The organism is Arcticibacterium sp. SM2516, assembly GCF_057914865.1.
This window is the reverse complement of the sequence record NZ_CP195290.1, coordinates 5,003,217-5,019,578: the sequence shown is the minus strand read 5'-3', so window position 1 is coordinate 5,019,578 and position 16,362 is coordinate 5,003,217. Positions and strand designations below refer to the sequence as shown.

17 protein-coding genes are annotated in these 16,362 nt (G+C 36.4%); 9 read left to right on the top strand and 8 right to left on the bottom strand.

Annotation, left to right across the window (positions count from 1 at the left end):
* Positions 1-499 precede the first annotated feature (499 nt).
* Complete coding sequence (locus ACSBFT_RS20610) at positions 500-1,003, bottom strand: ferritin (RefSeq protein WP_463048407.1); 504 nt, start codon at positions 1,001-1,003, stop codon at positions 500-502.
* A gap of 338 nt (positions 1,004-1,341) precedes the next feature.
* Here ACSBFT_RS20610 and ACSBFT_RS20605 point away from each other — a divergent pair, with 338 nt between their 5' ends.
* A complete protein-coding gene (locus ACSBFT_RS20605; protein ID WP_489602257.1) occupies positions 1,342-1,656 on the top strand; it encodes a hypothetical protein in 315 nt (104 codons plus the stop codon).
* Here ACSBFT_RS20605 and ACSBFT_RS20600 read toward each other — a convergent pair.
* Positions 1,653-3,329 (bottom strand): hypothetical protein, encoded by a 1,677-nt coding sequence (locus tag ACSBFT_RS20600; RefSeq protein WP_463048409.1) that lies wholly within the window; start codon positions 3,327-3,329, stop codon positions 1,653-1,655. The genes ACSBFT_RS20605 and ACSBFT_RS20600 overlap by 4 nt on opposite strands.
* A gap of 133 nt (positions 3,330-3,462) precedes the next feature.
* Between ACSBFT_RS20600 and ACSBFT_RS20595 the strand changes: the two genes are divergently transcribed.
* On the top strand, positions 3,463-4,692 hold the full coding sequence (locus tag ACSBFT_RS20595; protein ID WP_463048410.1) for a 4-hydroxy-3-methylbut-2-enyl diphosphate reductase: 1,230 nt from the start codon (positions 3,463-3,465) through the stop codon (positions 4,690-4,692).
* A gap of 112 nt (positions 4,693-4,804) precedes the next feature.
* Positions 4,805-4,999 carry a hypothetical protein gene (locus tag ACSBFT_RS20590; RefSeq protein WP_463048411.1) on the top strand — a complete coding sequence of 65 codons (195 nt, stop codon included), beginning with the start codon at positions 4,805-4,807 and terminating at the stop codon, positions 4,997-4,999.
* A 51-nt stretch (positions 5,000-5,050) separates the two neighbouring features.
* Here the strand turns inward: ACSBFT_RS20590 and ACSBFT_RS20585 are convergent, their stop codons facing one another.
* From ACSBFT_RS20585 to ACSBFT_RS20575, 3 genes are all read right to left on the bottom strand, one after another.
* The gene (locus tag ACSBFT_RS20585) at positions 5,051-6,388 is read right to left on the bottom strand and encodes a dihydroorotase (RefSeq protein WP_489602256.1); all 1,338 of its coding nucleotides are present in this window, start codon (positions 6,386-6,388) and stop codon (positions 5,051-5,053) included.
* A gap of 2 nt (positions 6,389-6,390) precedes the next feature.
* Positions 6,391-7,500, bottom strand: a complete 1,110-nt coding sequence (locus tag ACSBFT_RS20580; protein ID WP_489602255.1) for a tetratricopeptide repeat protein — start codon at positions 7,498-7,500, stop codon at positions 6,391-6,393.
* A 66-nt stretch (positions 7,501-7,566) separates the two neighbouring features.
* Positions 7,567-8,226, bottom strand: coding sequence for a hypothetical protein (locus ACSBFT_RS20575; RefSeq protein ID WP_463048414.1), 660 nt, complete (start codon positions 8,224-8,226; stop codon positions 7,567-7,569).
* A gap of 124 nt (positions 8,227-8,350) precedes the next feature.
* Between ACSBFT_RS20575 and ACSBFT_RS20570 the strand changes: the two genes are divergently transcribed.
* Genes ACSBFT_RS20570 through ACSBFT_RS20560 form a run of 3 tightly spaced genes read left to right on the top strand, consistent with a single transcriptional unit; the run spans position 8,351 to position 9,845 of the window.
* Positions 8,351-8,815 (top strand): pyrophosphohydrolase domain-containing protein, encoded by a 465-nt coding sequence (locus tag ACSBFT_RS20570; RefSeq protein WP_489602254.1) that lies wholly within the window; start codon positions 8,351-8,353, stop codon positions 8,813-8,815.
* A 2-nt stretch (positions 8,816-8,817) separates the two neighbouring features.
* Positions 8,818-9,474, top strand: coding sequence for a YggS family pyridoxal phosphate-dependent enzyme (locus ACSBFT_RS20565; RefSeq protein ID WP_489602253.1), 657 nt, complete (start codon positions 8,818-8,820; stop codon positions 9,472-9,474).
* On the top strand, positions 9,471-9,845 hold the full coding sequence (locus tag ACSBFT_RS20560; RefSeq protein WP_463048417.1) for a DUF423 domain-containing protein: 375 nt from the start codon (positions 9,471-9,473) through the stop codon (positions 9,843-9,845). The genes ACSBFT_RS20565 and ACSBFT_RS20560 overlap by 4 nt, the downstream gene beginning before the upstream one ends.
* Here ACSBFT_RS20560 and ACSBFT_RS20555 read toward each other — a convergent pair.
* Positions 9,801-10,853 carry a hypothetical protein gene (locus tag ACSBFT_RS20555; protein ID WP_463048418.1) on the bottom strand — a complete coding sequence of 351 codons (1,053 nt, stop codon included), beginning with the start codon at positions 10,851-10,853 and terminating at the stop codon, positions 9,801-9,803. The genes ACSBFT_RS20560 and ACSBFT_RS20555 overlap by 45 nt on opposite strands.
* 245 nt (positions 10,854-11,098) lie before the next feature.
* Between ACSBFT_RS20555 and ACSBFT_RS20550 the strand changes: the two genes are divergently transcribed.
* Complete coding sequence (locus ACSBFT_RS20550; RefSeq protein WP_463048419.1) at positions 11,099-12,049, top strand: hypothetical protein; 951 nt, start codon at positions 11,099-11,101, stop codon at positions 12,047-12,049.
* A gap of 75 nt (positions 12,050-12,124) precedes the next feature.
* On the opposite strand, the gene ACSBFT_RS20545 is transcribed toward ACSBFT_RS20550, so the two are convergent.
* Positions 12,125-13,147: a M28 family peptidase gene (locus ACSBFT_RS20545; protein ID WP_489602252.1), complete on the bottom strand. Its 1,023-nt coding sequence runs from the start codon at positions 13,145-13,147 to the stop codon at positions 12,125-12,127.
* Between the two features lie 66 nt (positions 13,148-13,213).
* Between ACSBFT_RS20545 and ACSBFT_RS20540 the strand changes: the two genes are divergently transcribed.
* On the top strand, positions 13,214-14,038 hold the full coding sequence (locus ACSBFT_RS20540) for an N-acetylmuramoyl-L-alanine amidase family protein (RefSeq protein WP_463048421.1): 825 nt from the start codon (positions 13,214-13,216) through the stop codon (positions 14,036-14,038).
* 1 nt (position 14,039) lies between these two features.
* Here the strand turns inward: ACSBFT_RS20540 and cysS are convergent, their stop codons facing one another.
* The gene (gene cysS / locus ACSBFT_RS20535; protein WP_463048422.1) at positions 14,040-15,527 is read right to left on the bottom strand and encodes a cysteine--tRNA ligase; all 1,488 of its coding nucleotides are present in this window, start codon (positions 15,525-15,527) and stop codon (positions 14,040-14,042) included.
* 150 nt (positions 15,528-15,677) lie between these two features.
* Between cysS and ACSBFT_RS20530 the strand changes: the two genes are divergently transcribed.
* Complete coding sequence (locus ACSBFT_RS20530) at positions 15,678-16,358, top strand: SprT-like domain-containing protein (protein WP_489602251.1); 681 nt, start codon at positions 15,678-15,680, stop codon at positions 16,356-16,358.
* Positions 16,359-16,362: the final 4 nt, after the last annotated feature.

Below are 16,362 nucleotides of genomic sequence, written 5' to 3'. Positions count from 1 at the left end.
CGACATTCACAGGAAATACATGAGTCGCTATAGCTTAATTATATTTAGAATAATTAAAAACTAGGCACAAAAATACCTCTAGGGACTTATAGTATCAACCCTATTTAGAATTATTTTAAATAATTTTTCAGGAGAAAGTTATAGTTAAATCAAATAACGAAAAAGTACCAAAAAGCAATTACTTTCTGGATGAAGAACACTTAAATAGGCCTTCATTAAAGCTTAGGGCACTTTTTACAATGGCGACCCTTCTTTTTATACGCTTTACAACATTTCTTTAAAACGCAACATTCATTGTCAAAAGGAGATGTCAAAAATGGATTTTTATCTTTCTCCTGTGACTCTTCAAAAATGTATAATTCGTTACTTTCCATTTTCTTTAAATAATGTTGCGACAAAAGTAATGATTTTATTTATATTAAGTCTAAATAAGATTAAAAAAACAAGAACAAAAAAAAGCCACCCATTAGGTAGCTTGATTTTAGAATCTTAGTGGGTCTTAAACTGCTGGCTCCAGCACTCTTTTTAAAAGCTCATCATTTAATAAATATAATGCTGAAGAGTTATCACCTATCATCTCTAACTTTTTTAATAATGCCTTTACACTAGCTTCCTCTTCTACCTGCTCTGTAATGAACCATTGCAAAAAAGTATGCGTAGCAAAATCTCCTTCATCTAAAGCCTGTCTTACTAGGCCATAAATACTTTTGGTAACCAATTTCTCATGAGCCAATGTTTGCTCAAAACAATCTACAATGGATTCAAACTTATTCTCTGGGGCTTCAATAAGTCCTATCGTAATTTTCCCGTCAACCTCATGCACATAGTTAAATTGCTTTTCGGCGTGCTGCAACTCTTCTTTGGACTGAATTCTGAAGTAATTGGCAAAACCATCCAAATCTCTATCCAAAAAATAAGAACACATGGATAGATACATATTTGCTGAGTAGACCTCTTTGTTATATTGTTCATTGAGCATTTGCTCCATTTTTTCACTTATCATAATATTCTTATTGGTTACGTATTCCTAACAGAAAAGACCTCTTCCCTGTTCGCAAATACACAGATTTATAAATGGTCTAAATTAAATACAAATAAAGGGAATCAATTTATTCGGAGTCAGATTTTAGAATTCTCCAAAACGCTTTTCTCAAGCACAAAAAAACAGCCCTTTTAGTAAAGCTGCTCCTAAAATCGCATAAAAGTCTATTAATGTGTTAAACACAATGACCTTAAAACGCCAAAGTCATATCATTTGTTTCACGATTGATAAATAATAAAACTATTTTTCAATTTATTGTGCTAAATTCAATTTTTCATCCTATAATCTTCCATTCTACAGTGAAAACCTCAAAAATAATCCTTGTTGAAGTCAATTTTAGGCATGAGCTCATTTCCATAAAAGGCAGTCCATCTACCTTTGGCTACTATTCTAATCTTACACTAGCATATGAAGCTTTGAAGGAAACACTATTGCTTAATGAATGGGAGTTGGACGGTTTCAATTATACCGCAGTATATAGGGCTATAAAACAACGAGGAGTCTATGTGAAGGTTTTCAAAAGCAAAGGAACTGCTTTTTTTAAGGTCTCTATCAATCAGCAAACCCTTAACCCCAAATTGAACACTTTAGATATTGTAAAAAACCCGTTTTAGAAGAGTAGCTGCTGGTTTCCAATATTCCATCTTACGCCGAAATTGAAAAGAGAAGTTTTCACATCTTTCAATTCTTTGTAAAATTCCTTACGATTTTGAAAAGAGGCATCTAAGAACAAATTATGTCCTAACATGTAAGCGGCTTCCATACGCCATAGGTATAAATTCTGTTTGGTACCTTGACCAATGAAATTTCCAAAATCACTTGGTCTATTATCTCTATAACTTTTAAGAATATCGCCACCCCAATTTTCGGTATCTATATCTATTCCCTTCAGGGCTGTCATCCATGTTCCCTTCAAAGATAGCTTTGGGGTCGGTTGATACCTGGCCACAAAAAGAAATTCCTTAAAATTCGCTCCCAAAGGATGAGCCAAAGGGACATTATAATTTACGGTATTGGTAAAAGTACTGAAATGGCTATAGGTATAAGGTCTTGCAAAATTATACTCTGCTTGTAAATCCAGTTGCTTTATCCCTAAGAAATCGATGTACTTCAGACCTAACTGACCGGCATTTTTTTCTCCATACCATCCTTCTTTTTTGCTCTCTGCAGAGTTAAACTCATCTAAAACAAATTGTCCATAAAGAGAGAACGATTTCCCTAAAAGCAGTTTAAAATCCGCACCCACTATGGCATTGTCTCTGCTCCCTATTAATCCTTCTACAAAACGATAAAAAATGATGGGGTTTAAATAATTGAGATCAAAAGCCCTGTCTCCAAACATGACCGTTTCAAAAAGGCCAATGTTCAGTTTTTTAGAAAGGTTCACATTCAAATGATGAAAAGCCATATATTTAGCAGGAATAGGTTCCGTATTGGCAACACCCACATCTTCTTGGGTATTATTCATTCTTGCCAAAATATTATGGTATTCTAACCTCCCCATTTTCACATTGACCATTAGGTTTAAATAAGGAGCACTAAAATCACTCAAAATCATAGATCTTATTCCAGAACCGATAAAGTTAGTAGAATGCCCAAATCTTAGGTTTATACTTTTGGATGGTTTAAAAACAAAATAACCAATCGCCTGCATATAGTCTCTTCCTAGTTTGGAAGAATCTTCTTTGATAATTTTTGTAAAGCCAGAATAAGGAAAGCCTCCTGTTTGCCTTTGATAATCTCTTATATAATAAGGTGTGGAAGCTTGATTCTCGGTAAAAAAAGTGTAAAAGCCTAGTTTCTTATTCACAGTACCATAAACACTAATTCCTCTGGTGTTTACAAATTGTCCTTCTTTATGGCTATCCCTAAAGTTACTTCCTCCTCCAAACTGAAAAACAGGGTCAACATGAATGTCAAAATCTTCATTCTTTATCGCATAGAAATTGGCCCTTCTTTGAAAAAAATGTGTCCAAAAAGGCTTTCCTATACCTAACAAAGAATCTGAAACATAAGCCCAGTTATCAGATTTTAAATAATTCAAATTCCACGAATCCACAGACGACATCATCGAATCAGGAATCTCCAAGCCATCCAAAAAATTTGAAATAGCTATCCGCTCATAAGGTTTCACGTCATCGTGAAAGTCATTACTTAACTTCCCAGACTTAAGCTCTAGCCTTTCAATCTTGTGGTAATAGTCATCATCGAAAGAAACAAATGCACTTTGACCTTTTACAAAATGCGTAAGAATCAGAAGAAAGACCAATGGTCTGATAAAATTCAATTGCTCTTTAATTAGGTATTTAGGCTCAAATTTAAAGAGAATTTTATGAAAGTCTCCTTTTCAGAAATAGTACTTTTGTAATTCTAGTTCAAATGAACCTAAGTTCTTCTCGCAAACGTAACTAGACCTAATTATGAAGAAGTTTGACATCCCCGAAATTTACAAAAGCAATATCATTGGTTCTATTAAAGAACTTAGACGCTCCAAGGATAAATTAAAAAAAGACTTTTCTCCAAGTCATCTAGACTTTGGTCCTGTTGAAATTCTCATTGCTCGTCATTTTGGTTTTTGTTACGGCGTTGAAAACGCCGTAGAGATCGCCTACAAAACCTTGGAAAAACACCCAGACGAAAGAATATTTCTGTTGAGTGAAATGATACATAATCCTGATGTGAATCAAGATTTATTATCGAGAGGTGTAAAGTTTCTTATGAACACCCATGGAGAAATGCTAGTGGATTGGTCAGAATTAACCTCCGAAGATATTGTAGTAGTACCTGCTTTTGGAACCACGCTAGAGATTCAGGAGAAATTAAATAACCTAGGAATAGACCCTTACGCTTTTGACACCACTTGCCCATTTGTAGAGAAAGTTTGGAACAGAGCTAGCCAGATTGGAGAAAGGGGATATACCGTTATTGTTCATGGTAAACCAAAACACGAAGAGACCAGAGCTACATTTTCTCATAGTGTAGCTAAAACACCTACACTGGTGATCAAAGATATTAAAGAAGCCCAGAAACTGGCCAAATATATTACAGGTGAATCTGATTTTAAGAATTTTTATGACGATTTCGAACATCAATATTCCGAGGGTTTTGACCCTACTAAACACTTACAAAAGATTGGCGTAGTAAACCAGACTACTATGCTTGCCTCCGAAACACAGGAAATATCGGAATACCTAAAACAGACGCTGATTAGTCATTTAAATCTAACTCCAGCAAAGGAAGCCGAACATTTTGCAAACACGCGAGACACCTTGTGCTATGCCACCAATGACAACCAAGACGCCACCTATGCCTTAATAGAAGAGCAGGCAGACCTGGCTATTGTAGTGGGTGGATACAACAGCAGTAATACTTCTCACTTAGTGGAACTCTGCGAAAGCAAACACAAGACTTACTATATTCAATCTGCCAAAAGTCTCTTATCAAAAGAAAGTATAAGTCACTTCGAACTCCATACAAAGCAAATCGTTTCATCTGAATCTTATATACCTAAAAAAGACAAAGTCAAAATTCTTTTAACCTGTGGTGCTTCATGCCCAGATGCGGTCATGGAAGAAGTATTATTAAGAATAGTGTCCTATTTCGACAATACTTTAAATATCGAAAACGTTATTAAGCGGATAAGTTTCTAATACCTTTAAGCTCAAGATCAATTTGCTATTTCAGCTTAAATATTATATATTTATCGTACAGTTTATAAAAAGATATTGGAGTGTTAACCTAAAACCTTTAATCCTTATGTCCATGTTAGAATACATAAAAATGATATTGGAGAAGGTAAGTTTTGACCGTAAGTTATTTGAAAAAGAGTTAATTAAAGGAATGAAGCAATTGGTTCCTACAGAAATTAATCTCTTGAAGGAATGGTGCTATAATGAATATGGCACCGCATACAAAACTCTTCTTAATAGAATTTTTAGAAGACCCCAATTCGCGTAAAGAAAGCCCTTCGACGTGGTAGTGTACTACCAACATACGAAGGGCCTTTTTTTATCTATTAAACAATAACCTTTCTCCTTTCTTCTCTTCAAAAAACGCTCCTTGTGAATAGGCCAAATGACCTGATACGATGGTATGCGTTACACTAGATTTAAATGTATGCCCTTCAAAAGGCGACCATCCACATTTATAAAACAGTCCCTCCTTGGTAACTTTTGAAGACCGATCCAAATCTACAATTGCAATATCAGCCCAATACCCTTCGCGTAAATACCCCCTTTCCTTTATCTCAAAACAAATGGCTGGAGCGTGACTCATTTTCTCGACCACTCTTTCAATGCTAATCTTACCTTTAGCACTAAAGTCTAACATCGCCTGTAAACTATGCTGTACTAATGGAAGACCTGACGGTGCAGCCCAATAGCATTGCTGCTTTTCCTCCCATTGGTGTGGTGCATGATCAGTGGCAATAACATCAAACCTGTCATCCAAAAGAGCTTGAAATAGTTTGTCTCGGTGATCATGTTTTATCGCTGGATTACACTTTATCTTAGTACCCATTTCTTTGTAATCTTCAGCATCAAACCAAAGGTGATGAACACAAACCTCCGCCGTAATTTTTTTATCTGCTAATGGGATATCATTTCGGAAAAGCTCAATTTCCTCGGAAGATGAAATATGTAAAATATGAAGCCTAGTACCATGTTTTTTAGCCAAGTCCACCGCCATAGAAGAAGACTTATAACATCCTTCTTCATTTCTAATTAAGGCATGTATGTCATAAGGCACTTCCTTATTAAGATACATTTCCTTATAACGTTCAAAATTAGCCTTCACGGTAGCCTCATCTTCACAATGCGTAGCTATTAACGATGGAAAATTGGAAAACACCTTAGAAAGCGTGTTCTCGTTATCCACAAGCATATTTCCTGTAGAACTTCCCATAAAGATTTTCAAACCACAGATATTACTCATATCTGTTTTCATGACCTCCTCATAGTTATCATTAGAGGCACCCATATAAAATGAATAATTGGCCAACGAACCCTTTTCTGCAATGTCATACTTTTCTTGAAGGAGCTCTTGCGTTAGTGCATTGGGAACAGTATTAGGCATCTCCATAAAACTGGTCGTTCCACCTGCCACAGCCGCTCTAGCCTCCGTATAAATATTGGCCTTTTGTGTCAAACCAGGCTCCCTAAAATGAACCTGATCATCTATAACACCCGGAAGCACATATTGGCCCTTGGCATCAATTATCCTATCCACTCCTTCTGAAGAAATTTCCGCTGCTATTCTCTCAATTCTTCCTGCTTTAATCAACAAGTCGGCCTCTACGATGCTACCTTCATTGACCAGTTTACCGTTCTTAATTAATATCGTTTCCATAATTATACTTTTTTCAACCCTAAATAAGCCTTTCTCCTAACCTCAGTATACTCGGCTATTTCCAAACACTTTCTAAAATACGCTTTAGCTAAATCGTTTTGACCATTTGCAAGATAAATATTACCCAAGCCTAATAAGGCCATACTTTTCAAATCTGAAGTCTCTCTCCCGTCTTCCCGTATCTCCATTGCTTTTAAAAGCTTAGGCAAAGCTAACGCTCTCTTCTCTGACAATAAATCAATTTCTGCACTAAAAACCAAAGACGCTATCTGATAATCGGCTCCTTTGAATGTTTTTAAGGTCTTAATTTTCTCCGCTGCCACATTTGTCTCTCCGTTGGCAAGCAACGCTTCTGTATATTTTAGAAGAAAATCAGGGTTTTGAGGATACTTTAAGCTTAATTTCTTTGTTAGACTTTCTGCTTCTGATGCTCTATTTTCATATTTCAGACAAATACTTGCCAGAGTGAATGCTGCTTCTGTCTGTGTAAAAACAGCACCATTTACGGCCTTTCTTAAATCAGAGAGTCCTTGCGTTTTATTACCTTCAGCAAAAAAGTATATAATAGGTTTTATACTCGGATGAGTTTCTGGATACTGAACTCTATAATATTTGTAAAGGCCATTCGTAAAATAAAACTCGGCATTTTTCTGTGCCAACCCTAAACCCTCTTTTAGATATCCATATGCTTTTTTAGCCTCAAATCCTGCTTTAAGATAATCCTTTCTATCATGATAAGCTCGACTTATATAACCCTGCGATGCCAAAAGATAAAATGTAGCGTCTACCCTGTACTTTTTATCAACATACATTTCTTTAGCCAACCGCTCGCAAGACTCCAAATGACGTAAATATTCCGAAAACCTCACTTGATTACGCTCAATTGGTCCATATTCATATTGAAGCATTAATGCCTTCAATAAATAACCCACCGGGTGATTATCGTACTTTAGATAAACTGGTTTAAAAATAGCCTCCGCCTCTCTAAATTCTAAATTATATAGCTTATCTAAGCCCGCGATCGTTATCTCTTTACTTTTAGTATCTTCCGAGAATTGAGCATTAGCAATTCCCGAGAATAAAATACTTAAAAAAAATATTACTTTTTTCAAATTACTATATATAAAAATAGCCTTTCCAGTAAACTGAAAAGGCTATCAAAAAAGAGATGATATATTTTATAGTTGAGTAGGTAGTTGTACCGACTTACCAAGATAATTCATAACAGCGTTATAGTCTTCTAAAGAAACTCCAGCAGCTTTAAGAGCGATAGCTTCAGTTTCTTCTACAACCACAAACTTAACAGTTAATGCAAATTGAGGTTTGTAAGAAGTGCTACCACCAAAAAGAGCAGTTTGGCTCTTATAATATAAGTTTGCTTGACCAGTTTTGTAAGAGTATTCTAAAGACTCAACAGAACCATCTATTTCCTTAGAAAAAGAGATTGGTAATTTTATTTTCTCATCACCTGTTACAAGATATGCCAAAACAGATTTATCGGCAGTGATAGTAGCATTTGGAACAGCAGCTCCACCCCAAGTACTTGTAGTGTTAGTACCTATACCAGCACGTTCAACATTTCCCCAATCAGCAACGGCTACGGTTTTAACAAAGCTCTTAACATTTGCATTACCATTTGTACCATTTGTTCCATTTGTACCATTAGTACCATTTGTTCCAGCGGTTCCGTTGGTACCATTTGTTCCGTTTGTTCCAGCGGCTCCAGTAGGACCTGCAGGACCAATAGGGCCAGTGTCTCCAGTGTCTCCTTTACATGATACGAAAGCTACTGTGGAAGCTAAGGCTAGTACGCTAATAAGCCTAACTATTTTGTTCATAATTTTAAGTTTAAGATTTAATTGACTTCAAGTTTTCTTAGCAATATTACTCGATTTATAAGAACTTTGCAAACTACAAGACTCGATAATTTATTTTACGGCATCTTAATTAATCTTTTAAATAATGCAATCACCCAATTCCCTTTCTCAGGTCGCTGAATTTCATAAAACTTTCCAACATCCAATAGTTGAAAAACCGCAAATCCCATCTCAAAAAAGATGTGATTTAAGGGTTGAATTAATTTCAGAAGAGCTAAATGAATTAAAGGAAGCCATTGCTAATAACGATCTTGTGGAAGTGGCAGATGCACTTTGTGACATTCAATATGTTCTATCTGGAGCCATTTTAGAGTTCGGTCTTGGCGAGAAATTCAAGGCCTTATTTGACGAAGTCCAACGTTCCAATATGAGTAAGGCATGTGCCACAGAGGAAGAGGCTCTTGCTACCATTGCTCATTACAAGGAGAAGGGGACAGATAGCTATTTCAAAAAAGACGGAGATAAGTTTTTAGTGTTTCGTGAAGGAGACCATAAGACCCTTAAAAGTGTTAATTATTCTCCTGCCGACCTAAAAAGCATTCTGGGGTAATTATGAATACTATCCAATCCAACATTAAAGAAATTCAGGACAAAATAGGGCATTGCAAACTTATCGCCGTTTCTAAAAGACAGTCAGAAGAAAAAATATTAGAAGCTTACGAAGCGGGAATAAGAGACTTTGGAGAAAACTACGTTCATGAGTTGGTAGATAAATACCAAAATCTACCCAAAGACATCCAGTGGCACATGATAGGCCACTTGCAAACTAATAAAGTCAAATACATCGCTCCGTTTGTTAGCCTCATACATTCTGTAGACTCCATAAAACTGCTCAAGGAAATCAATAAGCAAGCTCAGAAAAGCGATAGAATCATAAACTGTCTTTTGCAAATTCATATCGCTCAAGAAGAGACTAAAACAGGTTTTGACGAAGAAGAAATTATGAGTGCCATTGAAGCGGATTTTAGCCAATATCAAAATGTGCGGATCATTGGCCTGATGGGCATGAGTACTTTTACAAGCGATAAAGAAGAAGTGGTGAAAGAGTTTAAAAACCTACAGCAGCTATTTGAAAGGATAAATCAAAAAGCACCAGCTCTCTCTTTGAAAGAATTGTCTATGGGGATGAGTGGAGATTGGCCAGAGGCCATAGATAATGGAAGTACAATGATTAGAGTGGGTAGTTCAATTTTCGGAAATAGATTATGAAAAAGTATTTTTTAATTTCTGGTAGTGCTTTCGGTGTTCTTGGGGTGGCACTTGGTGCCTTTGGAGCTCATGCTTTAAAGGAAATGTTGATTAATGCAGGTAATTTAGACACCTATGAAACTGCCGTGAAATACCAATTTTACCATGCTATAGCTCTATTAATGACAGGTATTTTAGCGAAAGATTTCCCGAACAAATGGAATAAATATGCCGGTAATACTTTCATTGCTGGAACCGTAATATTTTCGGGTTCTTTATACCTTATTTGCTTTACGGGTATTAAAACTTTTGGAGCGGTGGCTCCCATAGGCGGCACGCTACTGTTATTAGGCTGGGTCTTCCTTATACTTTCCTTTGTCAAAAAGACTTAGCCTTGTAAGGTTAAGTTCCAGAACGTCTGCCATGCTTTTACAAGCATTGAAATCCTTCGTTCTGTGATGCTCATTCAAGTCCGATTTTAGCCTTTCTAAATTTTGAGGTAAGTAATTATTATCTTCTCTCATCACCTCCATGAGGTTATTCAACCTCTCTTTTTCAGATTTTATTCTGTTACCTATCAGCGTTCTTTCCTCTTTCTGATACTGTTTAACAGACTCCGGTGTCATATATTTTATTCCTAACTCAATAATGGCATTATTCTCTTTGAAATATTGAGGCATATAAACCGACTTGTTTCCTTCATAAGATTGCTGGTCAAAATCTATTGCCCTTATTCGGTAATGAAAATCCTCAAAGTCGGGGGTGATAATAACCACAAAGTTAGCGGAATGCATATCACCCAAAAGCCTTGCGAAGCATCGTTCATTGAATTTAATAAACTCTTTTGCCAGTCTAATAGGATTTAGATTAAGATCATTTAAATGATACTCCATGAATATATCTCCTGGTATGCCTGCAATGTGCTCTTCCACCAAAGTATCTTTATTGGTAATGTAACTCAGTACATTTGGAGATAAAAGGTGCTCCAGTTCTAAACCATATACTCTTGAAGAATCTGCATTTTTAATATAGAAATAGTCGTAATTATCATTAACCTTATTAATTATTCTTACTCTAAAAGGTGAGGTGTTGGCATAGGTACAAGTGTCTACCCTATCTACCACTAAATGTTGAATGACGGCTTCATCGCCATCGGTTTTTAAATCGGCATAAATAACTTTAAGGTTTTCATAAATCTCCTTAAGATCTGACTGCGAATAAAATACCGTTTCCCACAGTGTATCATTATTGTTTTTATCCATCAACGGTATCCTATTGTCGATGCGTAGCAAATCACTGTACTTTAATGGAATTTCTCTCTCTCTTCCATATTTCTGTAAATATGACCTCAATGAGGCATTTATCTTATATGGAATTTTTTTCTTTGAAATAAGAGCCATAAATAGTCAGTTTTAGTTTTTCTTAAATTTTTCTTAAAATTTTGCAGCCTTATATAATAACTTTGACAAAGTACAGTTAATGTATTGAAATTGCACCTCCATGAGGCGTATTAAAGCGATTTGCAATGTTTAATATATGTATCATTCATCAATAACTAAGGCACTTAGCCCTAATAAGAGCGAATAAAAACGTATCTTTGCATTCCTTTTTCCCTAAAATATAAAATTGACTAAAACATTTCAAAATGGAACATTCAGAAAGAAACAACAATTCAGGCTTAAAAGCAGGTTTAATTATTGCCATAGCTTTAGCTGCGATCCTTGGTTATCTTTATTATCAGGAACGTCAAAAAGTAGATAACAAAACCGTAGAGGTTAGTCAGGTTAATAGGGATCTTATGTTAGCGAGTTCTAAACTTGACTCGATAGGCACTCAGCTGGATAGCAAAATTGCAGAAATCTCTGCACTTGGTGGTCAAGTAGAAGAGCTTCAGGTTCTTAAAGCTCAATTAGAAAAAGATAAAAAGAATCTTATTTATTCTAAGAATGTAAGTCTTAAAGACTATCAAACTAAAATCTCTAATTATGAGATGGTGCTTAGTCAAAAAGATAATGAAATAGCCAAACTTAGAGAGGCTAACATGATCTTAACTAATAAAAACGAAACTTTAATAAGCGAAAAAACAGAGCTTATTCAAACAAATACTGCTCTTGAAAACACAAAAGCCGCTCTTACGGATTCTGTTTACTCTGTAAGTGTTAAAAATTCGGAGCTTAGCGAGAAGGTTTCTCTAGCTTCTACCTTAAGACCAATGAATTATGCAGTTTCTGCTATCAACTCAAGAGGTAGAGAAAGAGATGGTGCAGAGTTTAAGTCTAAGCGTGTTGATAAAGTAAAAATTGCTTTCAAACTTGCTGAAAACCCACTTACTCGTAAAGAAAACAAAACCATACTGATTAGAATAATGGATCCTAAAGGTGCTGTAATTTCTGATATGGCAACAGGTTCTGGAACTTTCAGTTTCGCTGGTAAAGAAACGGTTTATACCGCTAAACAAACGGTAATGTTCACAAATGACGGTCAAACTGTTGACTTCATTTATGACAGAGGAGCTTCTTATGAGTCTGGAAAATATACGGTAGAATTATTTTCTGAAGGTTATAGAATCGGTCAAACAACTTTTGACATCAAATAATCTTCCGAACGGAATTAAATAAAAAGGGTTTCTCGTTTGAGAAACCCTTTTTTTATGCCTTCTATCATGCGTAACCTACTGCACAATGCCGTTTTCTTCATAAAGCATTTGGAGAACAGTTTCACCTACTGCTTCTAGCGTATTGACGTCAATCGCTTCTAAGTTATCACTGTGGGTATGCCAATGGTCAAAGAAAGTTTGATTGCCACCTATTTTTTGGTCAATGATATCAATCATAGGTATTTTTCGATGTTGTATCACGGGGATATGATCATCTAAAATGTCTCCGCCAATAGGGGAAAGAAAAAAGGAACTAAAACCTTTGGCACTGGCTATATTCCAAACTTTATTCACCACAGAAGGTGCCACCTGCATAGAAACCTTGTCTTTATAGAACGTAGCCCCTTTAGCCCCCACCATATCCAATAAGACGCCATAGAAAGCAGTGTAGTTTTCTTTATGAGGATTTTTAGCCCAATACTCCGAACCCATCAAATACCCTCCATAATCATTTAAAGCATTACCCGGAAATGAATCTGGCTTTCCGCCATCCTCCGCATCAAAAAATATAAAGTCAATACCAACATTTGGCTTTTCTATGGCCTGAGCTATACTTTCCGCTATTTGCATTAAAACCGCCACACCGCTGGCTCCGTCATTGGCTCCAAGTATTGGCTCTTCTTTTCTTGCCTCATCTTGGTCTGCCACTTCTCTGGTATCCCAATGTGCCGCTAAGAGAATTCTTTTTGTGGCTTCCGGATTATAAGAGGCTATAATATTTCTTGCAGAAAGGCTTTTACCCTTAAAGGAATAAGCTTGAAACTCCTGCTGCTCCACCAAAAGCCCATAACCTTCCATGGTTTCCACTATCCAGTCGCCACATTTTTTATGACCATCGGTATTTGGAAGTCGTACGCCAAACGACAGTTGTTTTTCTACTTTTTCATAAGCTCCTTTGGAATTAAAATCAGGAGCTAAAACGCTTGGCTTAGTCGCTTCAAATTCTTGATTACCGGACGATTCCGAGCTATCAGACCTACATCCTGATAAAAAAGAAACAGAGAGAATAAAACCTAAAATTTTGATTGTTGACTTCATCTATTTAACTTTGATAACAATATAAAGTCCTTTACGGACTAGCTTTTCTAATAAAACATGTACAAAATGAGAAAGACAATAGCCGCTTCTGTGGTCATATCATGCCTTTTCCTTCTAACTTCTTTCAATGACAAACCTAATGAAAAGTCAGCCATTAGATATGTCAATTATTCTATTTTTGGCAAAGATTATGCTAAAACACCCATTTACGATAACACATTAAAAGAACATGTTTACTATATCGTAAGCGGACATGGAGGGCCAGACCCAGGTGCCATGTTTCAAATGGGAAACGACTGGCTCTGCGAAGATGAATACGCCTATGACGTCAGTCTAAGGCTGGCAAGAAACTTAATAAGCAACGGTGCCAGAGTCTATATGATTACCCGTGACGAAAACGATGGCATCAGAGACGAAAAAATTCTTGCTCCAGATAAAGATGAAACGGTTTGGGGTGGTGCTAGTATGCCACTTAACCAAAAGGCCAGATTACGTCAGCGAACAGATATAATCAATCAGCTTTATGAACAAAACAAAGCCAAAGGTTTTAAAACACAACGTACCATCATTACGCATGTTGACTCAAGATACGAACACAAAAAAGTGGATGTTTTCTTCTACTACAATGAATTTAGTAGCTCAGGAAGATCATTAGCACACTCCATTTATAATACCGTTAAAGACAAATATGACGAACATCAAAATGGCCGTGGCTATGAAGGTGTGGTAAAATCTCGCGGTCTATGGATGCTAAATGAAACCAAACCTACTGCGGTCTACATTGAACTTGGAAATATCGCTAATGAGTTTGATCAAAGAAGATTGTTAATTCCTAATAACAGACAAGCCATAGCCAACTGGGTTTCTGAAGGTATTAAAAAGGAAGAGTAAATTACTCTTCCCAAGCCCAATCAATTCGATGCTTTAAGTCTTTAATCACCATGCCATTATCTTTAAAGTAGGCCCTAATTTGGTCTACTTTATCAAACTGTCTATTGGCTTTATATTCTTTATAGAGTTCTAACATGCCATTTAAAACAGAAGTATCAGTTCCATTCTCTTCTTCCGACAAACCAAGGATATCTTCAAAAAAGCGAATGTAATTTTCTTTTAGACTATTAAACGTTTCTTCTCCTAACTCTGCAGATGACAGCTGTTTCATATACATCATGTTGATATACTTCAACATGGTAAACAAGTGTGCTATGCCAACGGCTGTGTTCAAATCGTCTCCTAAGGCCGTGTAAAATCCTTCAATGGCCTCATCTACAATGCCTTTCTTTTTTAAATCAACCTCCACATCGGCAGTTTCATAACCTAAAGACTTCACTATTATAAGGCCATTCAATAACCTTCTAAATGCTTTCTGAGAGCCCTTTAAAGCATCGTTAGAGAAATCTAAAGTACTTCTGTACTGCGACTGCAACATGAAGAACCTCACTGTCATTGGACTGTAGGCTTGGTCTAATAATTCATGATCTCCCGTAAAAAGCTGAGCTGGCAAAAAGCTATTGCCTAAAGACTTTGACATCTTTTGACCATTGACCGTAAGCATATTGGTATGCATCCAGTATCGCACTGGCTCTTGACCTGTAAGGCTAGTTCCTTGAGCTATCTCACACTCATGATGTGGGAATTTCAAATCCATTCCACCTCCATGAATATCAAACTGATCCCCTAAATACTTGGCACTCATGCAGCTACACTCTAGGTGCCAACCTGGAAAGCCCATTCCCCAAGGACTAGGCCATTGCATAATATGCTCAGGAGAGGCATTCTTCCAGATAGCAAAATCTAATGGATTCCTTTTTTCAGACTGACCGTCCAAAACTCTGGTTTCATTTAGTAAATCTTCCAGAATTCTTCCAGAAAGCTTACCATAATTACCGCCCTGCTCATTATATTTATTGATATCGAAGTAAACAGAACCGTTTGACTCATAGGCCAAACCTTTTCCTATTAAATCTTTGACGGCTTCAATCTGCTCTATTAAATGCCCAGTTGCCGTAGGCTCCACACTTGGCGGAAGGAAATTAAACTGCTTTAATACGTCATGAAAATCGTTGGTATATCGCTGCACCACTTCCATAGGCTCTAGCTGCTCTAGCTTAGCCATTTTACCAATTTTGTCTTCGCCCTCGTCTCCATCTCCTACCAAATGTCCTACATCTGTGATGTTTCTGACGTACCTTACTTTGTAACCTATATTTTTGAGATACCTAAAAAGGACATCAAAAGTCAGAAAAGTACGGACATTGCCCAAGTGAGCATTGCTATAAACCGTGGGGCCGCAAACATACATTCCCACGTAACCTTCCGTTAAAGGCGTAAAAACTTCTTTTTTCCTATTCAGCGTATTGAAAATCTTCAGCTCTCTCATTAAGTCTTTTTAAATTCCGCACAAATCTAATTGATTTGGCATTAACGAACTCCCTCAAAAAGCAAACAATCCAAAATGGACTTCTTAAATTTGGGTTTACAAAAATTCCGTTAGGAGACATCTCCTTTACTAACAACATTGCATCAAATAATGTTTGACTTCAAAAAACTTAAGCCTTTAGTACATTCTAAGCTTGTGAAAAAGAAGGTGAAACCTGTTTTAACAAGAGCCGTTTTTAAAGAGGTCTTACAACCCAAAATACCCGCAGATGCTCTCGAATACTGCACCCAACTTTGGGAGGATAATCCTTTTTCTTTTTCTATTACCAAAACCCGTAGTACCTGTTTGGGAAATTATAAGTTTCAAAACGGACACCATACGATAACCGTAAATCATGATTTAAATCCATATAATTTCCTAATAACCTATATCCATGAAGTGGCTCACCAACATGTGGCCATTAAACATCAGAAAAATAAACCCGTACCTCATGGAAAAGAGTGGAAATTGAATTTTCAACACCTTATGATTCCCGTGTTAAATGAATCTGTTTTTCCTTTAGAAATACTGAAACCTCTGGCCAAACACATGATTAACCCACCAGCATCATCTACCAGAGATGTTATACTGATGAAAGCCCTAAAGTCTTTTAATGAAGGTGGGCAGGCCAATAGCTTATATTTAGAAAATATACCTGACGGTCAAACTTTTATTTTCAAAAAACGTAAGTTTCAAAAGATTGAAAAACGCAGAACTCGTATTCTGTGCCAAGATGTGATTACTAAAAGGAAATATACAATACCCATCATGGCAGAAATCGAACTGCTTTAGAATG

Excerpts from the sequence above, each read along its gene's own strand:
- ACSBFT_RS20540 (WP_463048421.1), top strand. The coding sequence starts at position 13,214 with ATGAGAAAGACAATAGCCGCTTCTGTGGTCATATCATGCCTTTTCCTT.
- ACSBFT_RS20555 (WP_463048418.1), bottom strand. The coding sequence starts at position 10,853 with ATGGCTCTTATTTCAAAGAAAAAAATTCCATATAAGATAAATGCCTCA.
- ACSBFT_RS20610 (WP_463048407.1), bottom strand. The coding sequence starts at position 1,003 with ATGATAAGTGAAAAAATGGAGCAAATGCTCAATGAACAATATAACAAA.
- ACSBFT_RS20575 (WP_463048414.1), bottom strand. The coding sequence starts at position 8,226 with ATGAACAAAATAGTTAGGCTTATTAGCGTACTAGCCTTAGCTTCCACA.
- ACSBFT_RS20590 (WP_463048411.1), top strand. The coding sequence starts at position 4,805 with ATGTTAGAATACATAAAAATGATATTGGAGAAGGTAAGTTTTGACCGT.
- ACSBFT_RS20530 (WP_489602251.1), top strand. The coding sequence starts at position 15,678 with ATGTTTGACTTCAAAAAACTTAAGCCTTTAGTACATTCTAAGCTTGTG.
- ACSBFT_RS20550 (WP_463048419.1), top strand. The coding sequence starts at position 11,099 with ATGGAACATTCAGAAAGAAACAACAATTCAGGCTTAAAAGCAGGTTTA.
- ACSBFT_RS20595 (WP_463048410.1), top strand. The coding sequence starts at position 3,463 with ATGAAGAAGTTTGACATCCCCGAAATTTACAAAAGCAATATCATTGGT.
- cysS (WP_463048422.1), bottom strand. The coding sequence starts at position 15,527 with ATGAGAGAGCTGAAGATTTTCAATACGCTGAATAGGAAAAAAGAAGTT.
- ACSBFT_RS20585 (WP_489602256.1), bottom strand. The coding sequence starts at position 6,388 with ATGGAAACGATATTAATTAAGAACGGTAAACTGGTCAATGAAGGTAGC.
- ACSBFT_RS20545 (WP_489602252.1), bottom strand. The coding sequence starts at position 13,147 with ATGAAGTCAACAATCAAAATTTTAGGTTTTATTCTCTCTGTTTCTTTT.
- ACSBFT_RS20560 (WP_463048417.1), top strand. The coding sequence starts at position 9,471 with ATGAAAAAGTATTTTTTAATTTCTGGTAGTGCTTTCGGTGTTCTTGGG.
- ACSBFT_RS20570 (WP_489602254.1), top strand. The coding sequence starts at position 8,351 with ATGCAATCACCCAATTCCCTTTCTCAGGTCGCTGAATTTCATAAAACT.
- ACSBFT_RS20565 (WP_489602253.1), top strand. The coding sequence starts at position 8,818 with ATGAATACTATCCAATCCAACATTAAAGAAATTCAGGACAAAATAGGG.